Below are 14,976 nucleotides of genomic sequence, written 5' to 3'. Positions count from 1 at the left end.
CAGATCAACTGCTAAAAATCAGCCCAATCGGACACACTTTTTGAGCCTTAACCCGCCTTAACCCACGTGCTCCTTAAGAGAAATAACTAAAGCCCCTACCAGCGTTTCCACTGGTAGGGGCTTGGAAATTGGTGGCGGGGGCTGGATTCGAACCAACGACCTCTGGGTTATGAGCCCAGCGAGCTACCGAACTGCTCCACCCCGCGTCAACTGTCCTGGCTTTTACAAGCACTCACAGCGGGCGCTGACCTCTCCGGCCAACGAGAAGTAACTGTAGCACGGCGTTCCCAACAAAGACCAATCCCCAGGTCATAGCCGGTTTCGCTACAACCTGGGGATCCTCTAGGCCATAAGAACCTATGATTCTCGGTCAATTACTCACCGCAAGCCTTACTCGCTCTAAGCCTTACTGCCCGTTAGCCTTCTGGTAGTCAGCGGCAGCGCGATCGAGCTCGGCAAGTGCCTGGCCTTGCGCTGCGTAGTCACCGTTCTTCTGGGCGTCGTTAAGCTTCTGTAGCGCGTCGGAGATACGGCGAGCGGCGTCGTCACGCGCGGCGACATCGACCTTGCGCTCTTCCTTCGGCTTCTCGTTGTCGGACTCAGTGTCAGTCGCGGCATCGGCGGTTTCCTTGTCCTTATCCGCCGGCTGCTCCTCGGCCTCTTCCTCACCGCGAACCTTGGTCACGGCAGAAGCGTCGATGCCAACCTGGCTCAGGGCCTCGGTAACCGTAGCGCCGTAGCCCACCTGACCTCGGTAAGCGACGAGAATACGCAGCAGCTTCGGGAACGCGGTCTCCTGCCCCTTGCGCTGAGTGTAGACCGGTTCGACGTAGAGAATCTCGCCGTCGCCGACCGGCAGCGTCAGTAGGTTGCCGTTGGTGACCACGTTCGTGCCCTCGAGCAGGGTTCGGTCCTGAGCGACCTCGTCGGCGGACATCATCGTGTCCTGCGCCTGACGTGGACCCATGGTCTGGGTATTGGTCGGCAGGGCACGGATGGTGATGCGGCCGTAGGTCTCCGGATCAGAGGACGCACTCATCTGCGCAGCGAGGAACTCTCGCTCCAGACCACGGAAAGCGGAAATCAGCTGGAAGCTGGGCTTACCAGTCTCCGGATCGGAAGCAACAACGTAGTACGGCGGCTGGGAGAGCTTCTGCTCTTCCGGCGCGGTCGGGTCGGACGGGACAGACCAGAAGGAATCGTTAGCGAAGAACACGCCCGGATCGCTGACATGGTACTTGGCCATCAGCTCACGCTGGACCTTGAACAAGTCCTCCGGGTAACGCAGGTGCTCCTGCAGTTCTTCCGTAATTTCAGCCTTCGGCTTCACCACACCTGGGAAGACACCCTCCCAGGCCTTCAGCACCGGATCATTCTCATCGAACTCGTAGAGGTCAACGGTGCCGTCGTATGCGTCGACGGTCGCCTTGACCGAGTTGCGGATGTAGCTGACCTCGCTGTTCGGCAGCGGGCGCGGAGTGCCATCCGGGTTAATGGAGTCCTGCGTGGTCTCCTGGAGGCTCATGCGCTGGGAGTACGGCATCTTGGCCAGCGTGGTGTAGCCGTCGACGATCCACTTCATTCGGCCGTCGACCACAGCCGGGTAGGTCTTGGTGTCCGTAGTCAACCACGGTGCGACCTTCTGAACGCGGTCACGCGGATCGCGGTTGTAGATGATCTTGGAGTCCGGACCAATTCGGTCGGACAGCAGGATGTTGAGCTCCTGGTAGCGGGTAGCGAAAATCATGCGGCTGACAAGCCCGCCGACACCAACACCGCCCTCACCGTCGTAAGTGAAGTTACGGCCATCGGCATCATACTCGTAGTCATTGCCGTCGCCGTTGCCGCCGACAATTGCGTAGTCGGCATCACTATTAGCAATGACCGGACCGTAGTAAATGCGCGGCTGCTTCAGGTTCAGGTTCATGCCATTCGGGTCCTCGGACTCGAACAGGTCAGCCACGGTGTACAGCGGGTAACCACCGCGGGCAGAACCAGACTCGGACGCAACCTCGTCGACCTTGTTGGCCGGCGCGGCAACGAAACCATTGCCGTGGGTGTAGACCGTGTGGCGGTTAATCCAGTCAGTCTGGTTGCCCTGCAGAGTCTGCGGGTTCAGCTCACGAGCGGCGACGATGAAGTCGCGGGACTCACCATCGATTTCATAGCGGTCGATGGCCAATGGATCGGAGAAACCGTAGAAGTTCTTCAGCTGGCGCTGCTGAGTGAAGGTACGCGGCAGGACCTCTGGATCCAGAATTCGGATATTGGCCAGTGTCGCGGCATCGCGCGAAATCGAATCCGCGCCTTCCTTCGCTGCCTCCTTATCGCCTTCCTTTTCAACGGGCACACCCCAGTCGCGCTCAACCTTGACCTTGTTGTCGGTAAGCCCGTAGTGATAGCGCGTCGATTCAATATTGCGCGCAATGTACTCGCGCTCCTTGGAGGCGCGGTTCGGGTTAACCGAGAACTGCTCAACGGCCAGCGGCCAGGCAACACCAATCAGACCTGCGGAGACCAGCATCAACACGGTGGCAAACGCCGGGATGGAGAGATTGCGCAGGAAGATGGAAGCGAAGAACGCGGCGGCCACGACAATTGCGATGACCAGCAGCGTAATCTTCGCCGGCAGCAGCGCATTAATATCTGTGTAGGAACCACCAGTGAAGGTCTTTTGCTTGTTATTCAGCAGCTCATAGCGGTCCAGCCAGTACGACACAGCCTTGAGCAGCATGAAGACACCAGCCCAGCATGCCAGTTGAGCACGAGCTGCGTTAGAGACGCGGGTCTTCTCACCTGTGGTTGGGTTGCCTGCACGGATACCACCGAGGAAGTAATGCGTCACCAGCGACAGCAGGAACGCAATAACTACCAGAACAACCAGTGTCGAGACGATGTACGACCACAGTGGCAGCTGGAAAGCATAGAAGCCCAAGTCCTTGCCGTACTGCGGGTCGGTCTCTCCAAAGGGCTGACGGTTTAAGAACAGCTGGACTGTCTGCCAATTCCCCTGCCCCACGAGGCCACCGAGCACGCCGAAGACGATGGGCAGCGTCGTAAACATCGACTTCGAGCCGGATTCCGCCATTCGTCGGTACACAGCCTGTGGGCTACGGGGATCCGTCAGCCCCAGGTCAACGGGACGCGAGCGCCACGCCAACCACATAGATAGGAATGTCAGTGCGCCTGTTATCAGGCCTACGATGACAAACAGGACGATGCGAGTGAGCCACGTGGTGCCGAAGACTCCTCTATAGCCCACTTCACCGAACCATTGAAAGTCCGTATAAAGATTGACGGCGATGGGTATCACAAAGGTCAGCGCAGCAATCACCAACACGGTAATTGCCAGCCATCCTGGGCGACCACCGGCCGATCGTCTCGGTCGAGTCTGGTTTAGAGACAACGTCTCTCCTGTCCAAGTTGAGCTTGACTTGCCAGCTAGCTTGCAAGTCGGTCGTACGCTTATCCGTCATCTACTCTAAATAAAGTTCTTAATATTTGACTAAGGATGCTGTTTTTACAGCGTTGCCAGGAAAGGGTCGTCGTCAAGCGCCATGAGCGATAACAGCAGCACTCAGACTCACCTCAGCCAGCAGGCACTCAATCGCGCCGTGCGCGAGGCCGTCGAATACGTCCACGCCGAAGGTTGGGACCGCGCTCCGAGTCTCTTCGCCCTCGTCCCCACTGCCGCGCTTGCCGACGTGCTTGCCGACGAGCTGATTGATAGCGCCCCACTGACCGTCATTGCGCAGGAACCTCTCCCCGAGGGAATTGAAGGCGGCAGCCCTGAACTGGCGGATTTCATCGCCCGTACGTCATGGCCCGCAGGTGTCGTCGGTGCCGTGCTGGCGCAGGAGATCATGGTTATCGCTCCGGAACAGGCGGACAGTTTTGAAGGGGCATCTTTGGACGAGGTACGGTCCCAGGCGGATGGCAAGGCTGCTCGCCAGGCGCGTCTCTTCAGCGGAGTTATCAGTGAGGGCCCGCACCTGACGCTGATTCAGCCGCGCCCCACGGAAGCAGAGCTGGATGAGCGTGGCCCCTTTGCCGAAGATGAGATTGAACTAAAGGATGGTTCAGGAGTAGCTGACGGTGTCATCGCTGCACTGTATTCAACGTTTGGCGGCGAATAGAAAACGAGCCTTAGAGGAAATCCCAGAGGACTTGCCACCTCAGTCACTCAATCCAGTTAACGGTTTTCACACCTGGCCAGGGATTAAGTGATTGATGCCACGGCCGAAGTGAAACCGCGGAAAGCTGTTGACAACGGCCACCAAACCAAGTTAGATAACAAAGTGATAAACGTGTGCGTTCAGCTTCTGTTAACCATTAGCTGATGGGAACCTGAGACACATTCGGCTTTCACTAGCCTCCCAAGACCGTCAGTTTTCTACTAAGAGGTTTGACATTATGAAGAACAATGTTGTTCGCCGAGCAGTAACGTCGGCAGCCGCTGCTTCGACGCTAGCAGCTTCCCTTCTCGCTGGCGGTATTGCCAATGCCCAAGGAGTGGCAGGTCTCCCGTCCGGCAACTACGTTGCCTTCGGTGACTCTTTCGCGGCTAACCCGAATGAGTCCGCACCGACTGCGTGGAGCAGGAGCGGCTGCTCGTCGGCGACAGACAACATTGGTTCCCACATCGCAGCACAGACTGGCCTCGAGCTGCACGATTACGCCTGCGCCGGCACCAACGCGTTCACCCCGAACGAGCCCCGCAAGACCCTCCTGGGCCAGGTGGATGATGCCATTGCACGAGGCTCGCTTGGCCCGAATACCCAGCTGGTTACCGTCTTCGTCGGCGCAAATGACATTTGGCGTAACCCGTTCATGTCCCCTGCGGACCAGGACCGGCTCTACCACGTCAATGTTGTCCAGGCTCTGAACAAGATTAAGGCAGCTAACTCGACTGCGCGAATCATGCTGATTGGCTACCCTGCCTTCACTTCCGCAGATCCGGTGCACTACGCTTGCCCGATTAACGCTAATGGCTTTGCTCCGCGCATTCCAGCTGCAGGTCTCCACGACATCGAGATGGCTCTGCAGAACCGCCAAATTGCGGCTGCTAACGAGACTCAGGTTGGTTTCGTCAACATGAAGGAGATCGCCAATATCGATGTCGCCATGTGTGGCCGCGATGGCGAGCGCCAGGTTTCCGCAATTCTGGACACCGACACTGCCACCTACTACATGACCAACCACCCGACAATCCACGGTTCGCGGGTTGCCGGCACGACGATTGCCAACGTCTACAAGTCGACTTTCTAAGCTCCACTGCCGCAGTAACGCAGCCCCCAGTGCAGGCGCACTGCTCAGGTCCGCGAGTCCGCGCTGACCTCAATACGCTCGGGCCCCTTCAAGGCTCGAAGGGCGTAGAGAATTGTTGCCAGGTCGATGACCTCTTGGAGCAGCGCACCCACAATGGCTGGAATGTAGCCAAAAGCGGCGATGAGCATGAGCACTACTGACAGGATAATACCGATCCAGATTGCGGTTTTTGCCACTGTCAGAGTCCACCGACCAATGTCGATTGCCCGGGCCACACGGGAAATGTCATCGCGGGTAATAACGACATCGGCAGCCTCAGATGCTTCTGTGTCACCGCGAGCGCCCATGGCGATTCCGACACCGGCCGCGGCGAGGACCGGGGCATCATTGATGCCATCGCCCACCATAATGACCGGGTGCGGCTCCATTTCCTTCAGCAGTCGCACCTTGTCCTGTGGCAGCAAGGAAGCATGGCATTCGGTCACACCCACCTGACCGGCGATTGCGTGCGCAGTGTTGGCGTTATCTCCGGTAAGAACTACCGTGCGCTCAAAACCGTGCGAGTTCAGTGCACTCACTAGTTCGGCTGCATTTTCCCGTGGCTGGTCGTCCATAATCAGGGCTCCGGCGTATTTGTTGTCAATGGTGACGTATGCCGCCGTCTGCCCGTGACGAAAGTCGAATTCCCGAGCCTCCGGAGCTACCCGACGAATAAAGTCCAGCGTGCCAACACGCACTTTACCCCCGTCGACCGTGGCTTCCACGCCTTCGGCATCCACCTCTGTGCCATCTTCGGCCACTGGCAGTTCAAGGCTGTCGGCCGCCTCGATAATACTGGCAGCCAGGACATGCGTGGAGAACTGCTCGGCTGCCGCAGTGTAAGCGAGCAGATGATCACGGTCAACGTCCACCGTGTGGATTTCAGCGACTGTGGGATGACCATAGGTCAGCGTGCCGGTCTTATCGAAGGCAATCGATTTAGCAGCCGCAAGGCTCTCGAGAACAGCCCCGCCCTTAACAATCACACCAGCATTGGACGCACGACTCATACCACCGAGAAAGGCCACCGGAGCACCGATGAGTAGCGGGCACGGCGTGGCCAGGACCAGAACCTCGGCAAAACGCACAGGATCGCCGCTAATAGCCCACGCCACAGCCGCGATAACAAGCGAAACAACCGTAAAAGGCACTGCATAGCGGTCTGCCACACGCACTATTGGCGCCTGCTGGTCTTCTGCCTGACGCACCAAGGCAATGATCTTCTGATACTGAGAATCCGCGGCAGACTTGGTAGCTTGAATACGAATCGCCTGGGTTCCATTAACAGAACCGGACAGAATGGTATCGCCAACCTCCTTGTGGACGGATCCAGCTTCACCTGTCAGCGATGACTCATCGACGGCTGTCTTATCCAAGGTCACGCCGTCAACCGGAATGACTTCAGAAGGACGCACCAGCAGGTAGTCCCCTTTAGCCGCATCCTCAACGAGAATTTCCTCCGCCTCGTCCGGCGCCGCGTCCAGCGAGGGCAGGCGACGGGCCATGTGCGGCGCACGATCTAGCAGGCTTCGCAGATCCCGCTTTGCACGGTAAGCCGCATAGGTTTCCAGCGCCTCACCACCGGTGAGCATGAGGGCGATAATCGATGCTGCGATGTATTCCCCCACCGCCAGGGTCGCAATCATCGCTATTACGGCGAGAATATCTAGCCCGAACTCCCGCCGCATTACCTGCTTTATCATGTCGAATGTCGTCAATAGAATGACAAATCCAACAAAGACAGTTGCGACAATTTGAGCAGCGTCGGTCAAACCTGCGAAATGCAGAATAAGTACAACAATGAGTTCAATTGCCACAGCAACTAGAAGACGGTATTCCTTTAAAATACTGCGCGCTTTACCCATACCCCCATAATGCCGGGATAATTACCATTACACGAGTTCAGAGGCCTAAACTGAAAATGTTCAATTAGCATTACCTGACATATTTTCACACTATTAAATCCCGCCAAGAGATAAATTCATGCCCCTGAATAACACACTTCTTTAGGGCAAAGACATATACTCATCGCACCCTTATTCGCTACATCCTAACCCACTGCCAAAAGACAAAAATAAAGACTATTATGCAAAAGAAAATCCCCGGCCATAATGACCGGGGATTCCCTATCCGTGGAGCTGCCGAGGTTCCACTATAAAACCGCTAACGCGCTGGTAGGAGACTTATTGAGATAACCCACTGTTCGGGCGTGCCAGATTTGTGCCAGATTTTCCAAAAACAGCCGCCCAAAACCATTTGAAAGGACTGCCACCATGTCTACCAATCCAAAGATTACTGCAACCGAGTCAGCGAATAGCAGGCATAAGCGCCGCCGCCGGGCCGCCCACACCATCGTCCGCCAAACAGAAGCAGGCGACCACGCCGCATGTGGAAAGTTCATCTCCCGGCAGAACGCAACCCCCGTCAAGATTGATAGCAACGGCGTGCCGCTGTCCGTTGAGTACTACCCATGCCCAGCCTGCAGGAACATTCAACGCCTGGAAAAGGACATGGAAGGCCACTGGCCAACGTTCAGGATTCCCGCGTCCCTAGCACTGGACATTGTGGACATCGCTCAACCGAAAGACAGCGCGGAAACTATGCGCGGATAATGGAGAATCCTCCAACAAACGGAAGTTCTTCCGAGTTTCAAAGTGGGCAATTTGCCCACTCTGCATAAGTCGGTAGCGCGGGTGAATATTGCCCGGATTCGGGCATATCCTCCAAGACACAACGGGGTAGCGAATCGCGACCCCCTTTAACAGCACCGGCTCACGACACACCAGGGGCAATTACTAAATTGCGGTTTTCTACCCGGTCATTATTGACCGAGAACACTTTCTTCCATTTTCCGAAAAAAGTCATCCAGGGCACGACGGCCATGCCTACCCCGGTCATAATGACCGTGCTCACCGCGTAACCCTGTAATTCAAAATCCAGAATTATGGATTATGCCCAAGGCTCACGGGAACACATCGAGATATTTACAACTTGCAAATAGCAGGCAATTGGGTCACTGCCACCAGCACCGAATCTTGAAAGTTTCAAAACCTCTAGCGCTCACGGCTTCACGTGGGGCATTTGGAACACCTGCCAGGGCCGCACTGATTTCCCACCGGTGGGACATTCACCCCAGCCGCTACCGCCTACCAAATGGAGATTTCTCCAATTCCTCAATCGCACGCGCCCGCTGCGCATACGCCGCCACAATCTCTTTCGCAGGCATAGGCTCCATCTCCTCCAGCGACCGAATCAGCGCCGTGAGTTCATCAAACTGTGCTTGCCACCTACTAGCGTTCTGCCCCACAACAACACCTCACATGCCCTTTACGTTTTGACACCAATAGTTTACGGCACACCACGCCCTTAAAACAGCCTGCCACCAGTAGCAACCGCCACCGAGTAGCAGCGACCCAACCCCTGTTCTTGGGCCTGTTCGACACCGCCAGCCAACCGGGGGAGGTACCGCAACAACGCAGTGCCCTTTTTGCTTCCAGGAGCCGCCGGGGTTCCCTCCCCACCCCACTAATTAGCACCACAAAACAAAAGGAGAGAGAGACAAGCAAGCACAGTGAACCGAGAGAGTCGCGGGCGAGCCACCGCCTTAAGATTTCGTGGGGGGCCTATCTGTTATCCGGCCCGGCGCTGCTCCATTTCTTCTTTTACCTTCAGCACGTCGCTGGTTCTGTAGACCCATTTCCTACCGGACCAGAATCCTTGTAACTTTCCGGCGCGCCGCCAATTACGCACCGTGGTAGCAGACACGCCGCACCAGGCCATGACCTCCAATGAGGTCATCGAGGTTCCCGGCTAGCCGCGCAATAGTGGTCAGTGCTGTGGCGAGTCTGGTTTCTATCGCCTGCTGCTCAGATGTGTTTGGTGCGTGAACCATCATGTTTTCATACTAGTTCACTTCACAAACGTTTTCGTGTGGTGCTGAACCTCTTCACGCTGCCGTCCGCTGCCACCGATGCCGAAAAAACCGAAAATGCTCAAACCCGTACACGAACAGAGCACCATTGCCTTCCGGCCGACACGACAGGCCAGGGAGGGGGTCACCCCCTGGGGCTGTGGAACTCCAGACCTGTAACCAGCCCCCGCCGCCTGCGCAATGGGGGGCGGGATTATTCTCACGGAGGGGATAGCCCCCGGGGGTTACAGCTACACACAGGACCGCCCGGCGCGCCGGGCTGTTTGTATCCCGTTCTCCAAAGCCCCAAAACCCCAATGCAGCTCAGGGCATGTTTTTAGGCCCCAAACCGGCGCCCCAAAACCCCAAAGTTATGGGGGTGGCTGTGTAGGGTTTGGAGGATTGGGGCCGGATTTTGGGGGCTGAAAACCCCCTCTAACCAGGGTTGGGGCGTTGGGGGATTGGAGCCGCACCCCTGCCCAGCTACCTGCCTAGCTTCCGGTACTGGTATTCAGGCAATCCGTCTTTGTCGCGCGCCTGATTCTTGCCGCTGCGGTCCATGAGTGGAACGCGCTCAAGTAGCTTGTCATGGTCAACGACGTAGTGCAGCGCGCCCGGAAACTGACCACGCAATTTACTATCAGCGCTGTTGCGTGCAGCACCACCGATAACCCAATCGTCAAAGAATCCGTGGTGAACTCTGCGGCGAACCCAATTGATTGCCGTCTGCCTGCGCGCGTCGTCACGCGCTACTTCGTCTTCAACAATGCGGCGTGTCTTATCCCGTGACTCTGCTGCCTTTAACGCTGTCTCGCACCGCTGTCGTGCTTGGTCTGACTTATCCATGACCAGCCCGGCAATGCGCCATTCATCGGGGGTTACCGCAATGCGACCGTTGGCTTTGCTGCCATTGAGGACGGCCAGCAGGCACGCAACTTTGATTCTGGTTAGGTTGCGGTGCGTATGGACCGAGCCGTCATCTTTGAGTTGATTTTCCTCGTAGAGCTCAACAGTTTCTGTCTCCGCCTCCTCCGGCACATCAATGGTTACCGGCTTCGGGTGCTGCTGTGTTTTGGACTCCGGCGGGGCAAAGGACTTCGGCATCACAACCGTTAGCGGCCCGGCGGCCAGTTCCTTATCGGCCCGGCGCTCCCGGCCGGGGTAGCGTGCTACTTCCAGCCACAACCACCTTTGAGGAGTGCCGCCTGCTAGCTCGTGTTCATTGAGTAGTGCTGCGGAGCGTTCCGGTTGGATTCCACACAGCAGGCTAGCCCTGTATGAGTGGGCCGGGATATTGCGGGTAGTCTCCCGGCTGCCGTTGACGGCCCCGGGGTTTTCTCCTGACCAGACCTGACGGAGCACCGTCATGATTGTTGCGCCGCGTTGCTGAGTGCTTGCTGCCAGCCCATCAATTTCAGTGGCGACGAACAGGGCGCGGTCAATCTGCGGCCGGTCCTCGTCTTTGGCCGGTGGCTTAAACACCTGTGCTACACCCTGACCGGTGCCCAGTGGGAACTCCTCAATATCAACATCGAGGCCGCCCGCGTCGTACTGCTTGAACAACAGGAGTTCACGGGCTACGGCCTGTGACGCGCCTTTACCCGCTCCAGAGGAACCGACCAGACCAACCAGCAGATTTAGCGACCCATAGCCTCCTAGGATTGGTGGGGTTTGAACAAGTGGGGGAATCGCCACACTGACATAGGCCAGCACGTTTGCCAGCACTCCCCACGGGGACATACGCCGGGCGATGCTTCTATGCCAGATTTTCCGCATTGCCTGCGAGGAGGTGAACACCTGATATTCCAGCGGTTCAACATTCTCTAGCTGGTCCAGTGTGTACCGTGTTCGCTGCTTGCTCACGCCGCACCGTCCCTGTGCTTAATCACGTCCGCTAGCTCTTCAACCGCCCGGCGCTGCTGTGGTGTTGCCAGTTCCCACAACAACCGCAGTTCATGGACTGTTAGCGTTGATTCCCAGGCGCTCATGTCCACGCTTCCGAATTGCTCAATCGCTGCGAGTTTCCCAGCGACTTCACGGGCACACTTCCGCATGTCTTTCGAGTATCCAAAGCACACGTGCAGCTGCTGGTAAATGATAAAATTGGGAGTTGATTCTGCGAATGCCCCGTGTCTCACCGGCGCGGGGATATTCTTTTCAACCACGGGTTACGCCACCTCCCCGCCGTTGTCGATAGCCGGGTGGATTACCGCACCACTGGGGTGCATACAGGTGGTAAACGGGCGTACTCCCGTATGCCGCACGCCGTCGGTATCGACTTCCTCATACGGCTCTAGCCCGGTGACAGTCAACGGCACGCCATTGCTGTAGCGCGTGGCGGTATCGAGCCGGTGGACCCGAACCTCATACGCGATAATCTTCTGCAGGGACTCCAGAACAGTTACCGCGAAGTCTGCCTGTTCGGACGCGCTCATATCGTCTGCGAGTGTGTACAGCGCTTCAATCGCCGCGTCGATTAGCCCATTTTCCTTGAGGTAGGCCAGTAAATCAGCTGGGGTGTAGTTGGTGGTCATGCGTTACGCCACCACCTTACGAGTGGCGCGGGACTCCATGAGGGAATCGAGCTCAAAAAAGTCCACACGCAGGGCGCGGGGTGTCGGATAGTAACCGACGAGCTCCCCGGCGTTAATCATGCGCCGAATAGTCTTTTCGCTGATTGCCCAACGCTCTGCAGCGTCTTTTACGCTGCCCATGTGTCGGGGCTTAAGCTGCTTGCCGCGAGCGGCTGCGGTGGTGGTTTTCGTGGTGGCGCGAGTTGCTGCACCAGTCATAACAGAACTACTTTCCCACGTACCCGTTTTTAGGTACGAGTAGTAACCCCCAACGAATCAGGGCTTTTACTACAAAGCACCGCCTTTAGGTGCTAGGGACAGTAGAAACTCTGTCATCTGCCGTCTTAACCCCGCCTATGGCGGTAAACCACCTAGCTAAATGGTTACTTCACTACAGTGTCACGGCTCAAACAAATGTGAAGAATCAACCACACTCTAGCACGCCCCCATATGCTCACGCATGGACCTCTGGAGCTTCTACATTCCCAGCGCCTGCCGTATTGCCAAATACTGAATTTCACGCACACCAGCCATCTGCAACTTATTAACCACCGGCGCTAATTTCTCTTCACGAATACGAAAATCAGGGAACACTACATAGCGAACCCGCCTCACTAACTGCGCACCGCTCTCTACCTGCTCATTTCGCTCCTCTATCCAAATTTGCTTCGTTCGGTCATTTGGCCCCACTGCCCAACCCGGAAGGTAATCCTCTCCCCATCGGTTTGTTACGTAAACCCCATCTATTTCCATACCGCTATCGAGCCTCACGTATGCCGACAAATCCCCCATGATGTATTTCCCGTCACGCACGCGAACAATTAGACCAGCAGGACGGTCACGTTCAGACTTTTTCATTTAACGCATTCCCAACAGTTTCTGAAGGTCCCGATACTCAATAGTTTCTTTACCGTTACGCCATAGCTCCAACATCACGCGGCCCAACTTCTCACGAGACACAGAAAAATCAGGGAACTGATAATAGGACTGAACACAGCGTAGAACTTCACCAAGAGTAAGAGGGTGCCGCTCTGTACCGAACTCTGGCGGCCAATAACGCCCCTTGAAAAACGCCTCCGGGTCGTGAATTACAACTTTGCTGTAAATCGACCTTGCAGGAAGAGTGTCCCCATCTTCTAGGTATTGGACCCCCGACTTCCTGGGGTCCACGTAAATATCCCCAGCATCCGGGAATACGACAATCTCTCCCAGAACTTTGCCCCGGTCGATAACACGGACTACGCCCCACCTCTCAGGCTCCGGCGTTTTCCACCGCTCACTTTTCTTTTTGACCATGCCGCCTACTCCTGCCCCTGCTCTTTCGGCTGCGCCGCCGCAACCGACGCGTCCACAATGCCTATAAGCTCCGTAGTCCTCGACGTGCGAACCAACATGTAAACGCCCATAATCACACTCAAATCATCATCACCGAGAATCCGGCCAATCTCTTTTACATGCGCACCCTCTTCCGCAAGCCGGGTCACCAACCAGCGCCTACCCGAATGCGGTTTAATCCGCTCAGACACACCCGCCCGCTTCACAGCCCGCTCCAGCACCGCCCTATAAGACGTGTCAAAAACAATTTCACCCTTGCTTGTGGTGGTCAGCAATCGGGCCGGGCGTGTGCCGCCTCCGAGGTCTGCAGCCTGATTGAGTTCCACCGGTTCCGGGGCTACATGCTTAGCCAGGTGCTCCCACAACAACGGCACCATTGACGGCATAAAAGGGACCTCCCTGGTACCCGCCCGGCTCTTAGGCCGTTGTGCCAGCATGAATGTGCTACCGCCGTCCGGTGTAATCCGCTGCGCGTTCTGCCTAACCCGAATCGAGTACCGAGGGGCATACGGCACCGGCACATCGGCACTGATTACGTCCTGTACTTCCACCGCGATTGCTTCACCGATACGCAAACCATGAAACAAACACAGGACAGTCAGCAGCTTGTACGACGGCCGCATTCCATCGACGACGGCGTGTAACTCCTCCGTGGTGGGCAGATACGGTAATTCTCGTGTGCTGCGCCGCTTAGCCGCCGCAATCTCCACCGGATTACGGTCTATCAGCTCACGTCGAACCGCTTCGTCGCACGCTGCCTTAAGCCGCACATAGGCTTTTTGGTTTGTTTCCGGGGTGTCATAAGCACGGGTGATAGCGTCCCACCACGCGTAAACATCGGATTTAGTCAGTTCCACAAGGGGAATACCAGCAAGCCGGGTAATGTCCGGGTCCTTGTCACCAGGGGGCCGTGGGTCAGTAATGCGGTTGCGGACGGTACGCCGATAAGTCTGCAGCGTAGACGCGCGGACCGTAAGGCCGTCGTGATACTGCTCTAGCCATGCTTCCACGGTAAGGGCGTGGCGCTGCTGCGCTAGCTGCTCTTCCGCCGCCCGCTGCTCCGGGTGAGTCCACTCATTGAAACTAATCAGTTTCTCTTCTTCGTTCAGCCAGCCTTGCGCAAGGCTGCGGGTTTTGAAGGTATCCGGGGCTTTACAGTCTTGCCCCCGGTAGGTGTAGCGCGCCTGGAATCTTCCAGACTTGAGTTTTCGAATGCTACCGAATGCCATTGTTTCCGCCTGTGGTGGTCATGCTGCGCGTGCCAGATTTGTGCCAGATATGCCAGATTTGTGCCAGATTCCAGTCTATCCGAGTCCACCACAGGACATTAATCATGTAGACTAAAAACAGTCACTACCAGGCCGGATACAACAAACCCCCCGGTCATCAACAACCGGGGGGAATGCTGTTCGTGGAGCTGCCGAGAATTGAACTCGGGTCCACCGCCAACTCGCCAGGGCTTCTCCGTGCGCAGTTCGCACGATTGCCTCTACTTGACCCTTCGGCTCAGGCAAACATGTCCGAATGACGGGCCCAGCCGCAAGTAAGAAGATCCCCAATGAGCCTTACGGCACACCCATCGGGCGAGCCCTTTTAAGTCGATGCCAGGGTCCGGACCAAAGGGCAAGCCCGGTCTGACAGACACGCTAGTCGCTTAATTAGGCAGCGAGAGCGTAGTCGCGCTGAGTGTTCTCGGCGCTTAATCAGTTGCTACGACGCTTAAACGGTGGTCTCTAGCCTGCACCGGCACGCTTCCCCTGGCTCACTGTACGGTGTCGAAACCATATCAGCCCCATACAATGCCTTCGAACGCGGGAATGTGCGTAGCGCTCGAAGGATGTTCAAGAATAA

The 14,976-nt window shown here is 56.8% G+C and carries 15 protein-coding genes, 1 tRNA gene and 1 other RNA gene; 3 read left to right on the top strand and 14 right to left on the bottom strand.

The annotated features are described in order from the left end of the window. Positions 1-129: 129 nt before the first annotated feature. Positions 130-206 (bottom strand) — tRNA-Met (locus tag Q0U90_RS06520). A gap of 200 nt (positions 207-406) precedes the next feature. Continuing rightward, positions 407-3,406, bottom strand: coding sequence for a UPF0182 family protein (locus Q0U90_RS06515; protein WP_297452738.1), 3,000 nt, complete (start codon positions 3,404-3,406; stop codon positions 407-409). 151 nt (positions 3,407-3,557) lie between these two features. Between Q0U90_RS06515 and Q0U90_RS06510 the strand changes: the two genes are divergently transcribed. Both Q0U90_RS06510 and Q0U90_RS06505 read left to right on the top strand, forming a co-directional pair. After that, entirely contained in the window at positions 3,558-4,136 is a 579-nt protein-coding gene (locus Q0U90_RS06510; RefSeq protein WP_297452736.1) for a PPA1309 family protein, read from the top strand. A 277-nt stretch (positions 4,137-4,413) separates the two neighbouring features. Next, positions 4,414-5,268 carry a GDSL-type esterase/lipase family protein gene (locus Q0U90_RS06505; protein ID WP_297452735.1) on the top strand — a complete coding sequence of 285 codons (855 nt, stop codon included), beginning with the start codon at positions 4,414-4,416 and terminating at the stop codon, positions 5,266-5,268. 44 nt (positions 5,269-5,312) lie between these two features. On the opposite strand, the gene Q0U90_RS06500 is transcribed toward Q0U90_RS06505, so the two are convergent. Beyond that, positions 5,313-7,124 (bottom strand): heavy metal translocating P-type ATPase, encoded by a 1,812-nt coding sequence (locus Q0U90_RS06500; RefSeq protein WP_297452733.1) that lies wholly within the window; start codon positions 7,122-7,124, stop codon positions 5,313-5,315. A gap of 456 nt (positions 7,125-7,580) precedes the next feature. On the opposite strand from Q0U90_RS06500, the gene Q0U90_RS06495 reads away from it, so the two are divergent. Then, positions 7,581-7,919, top strand: coding sequence for a hypothetical protein (locus Q0U90_RS06495; protein ID WP_297452731.1), 339 nt, complete (start codon positions 7,581-7,583; stop codon positions 7,917-7,919). A gap of 527 nt (positions 7,920-8,446) precedes the next feature. On the opposite strand, the gene Q0U90_RS06490 is transcribed toward Q0U90_RS06495, so the two are convergent. From Q0U90_RS06490 to ssrA, 11 genes are all read right to left on the bottom strand, one after another. Beyond that, on the bottom strand, positions 8,447-8,614 hold the full coding sequence (locus Q0U90_RS06490) for a hypothetical protein (protein WP_297452729.1): 168 nt from the start codon (positions 8,612-8,614) through the stop codon (positions 8,447-8,449). 323 nt (positions 8,615-8,937) lie between these two features. Beyond that, positions 8,938-9,087 (bottom strand): helix-turn-helix domain-containing protein, encoded by a 150-nt coding sequence (locus Q0U90_RS11640; RefSeq protein ID WP_366516638.1) that lies wholly within the window; start codon positions 9,085-9,087, stop codon positions 8,938-8,940. After that, entirely contained in the window at positions 9,050-9,202 is a 153-nt protein-coding gene (locus tag Q0U90_RS06485) for a hypothetical protein (RefSeq protein ID WP_297452727.1), read from the bottom strand. The genes Q0U90_RS11640 and Q0U90_RS06485 overlap by 38 nt, the downstream gene beginning before the upstream one ends. 498 nt (positions 9,203-9,700) lie before the next feature. Continuing rightward, complete coding sequence (locus tag Q0U90_RS06480) at positions 9,701-11,080, bottom strand: hypothetical protein (protein ID WP_297452725.1); 1,380 nt, start codon at positions 11,078-11,080, stop codon at positions 9,701-9,703. Beyond that, the gene (locus Q0U90_RS06475; protein WP_297452723.1) at positions 11,077-11,271 is read right to left on the bottom strand and encodes a hypothetical protein; all 195 of its coding nucleotides are present in this window, start codon (positions 11,269-11,271) and stop codon (positions 11,077-11,079) included. The genes Q0U90_RS06480 and Q0U90_RS06475 overlap by 4 nt, the downstream gene beginning before the upstream one ends. Before the next feature lie 114 nt (positions 11,272-11,385). Beyond that, complete coding sequence (locus Q0U90_RS06470) at positions 11,386-11,751, bottom strand: hypothetical protein (RefSeq protein ID WP_297452721.1); 366 nt, start codon at positions 11,749-11,751, stop codon at positions 11,386-11,388. A gap of 3 nt (positions 11,752-11,754) precedes the next feature. Further along, positions 11,755-12,009 (bottom strand): helix-turn-helix domain-containing protein, encoded by a 255-nt coding sequence (locus Q0U90_RS06465; RefSeq protein ID WP_297452719.1) that lies wholly within the window; start codon positions 12,007-12,009, stop codon positions 11,755-11,757. 258 nt (positions 12,010-12,267) lie between these two features. Then, on the bottom strand, positions 12,268-12,648 hold the full coding sequence (locus Q0U90_RS06460; RefSeq protein ID WP_297452717.1) for a hypothetical protein: 381 nt from the start codon (positions 12,646-12,648) through the stop codon (positions 12,268-12,270). Next, positions 12,649-13,086: a hypothetical protein gene (locus Q0U90_RS06455; protein ID WP_297452716.1), complete on the bottom strand. Its 438-nt coding sequence runs from the start codon at positions 13,084-13,086 to the stop codon at positions 12,649-12,651. A gap of 5 nt (positions 13,087-13,091) precedes the next feature. Beyond that, complete coding sequence (locus Q0U90_RS06450; protein WP_297452714.1) at positions 13,092-14,354, bottom strand: tyrosine-type recombinase/integrase; 1,263 nt, start codon at positions 14,352-14,354, stop codon at positions 13,092-13,094. A 180-nt stretch (positions 14,355-14,534) separates the two neighbouring features. After that, positions 14,535-14,919: a transfer-messenger RNA gene (gene ssrA, locus Q0U90_RS06445) on the bottom strand. Between the last annotated feature and the right edge of the window lie 57 nt (positions 14,920-14,976).

It is taken from the genome of uncultured Corynebacterium sp. (assembly GCF_946998835.1).
Lineage (GTDB): Bacteria > Actinomycetota > Actinomycetes > Mycobacteriales > Mycobacteriaceae > Corynebacterium.
The sequence above is the reverse complement of the archived record's forward strand: the minus strand, read 5'-3'. Positions and strand labels throughout refer to the sequence as shown.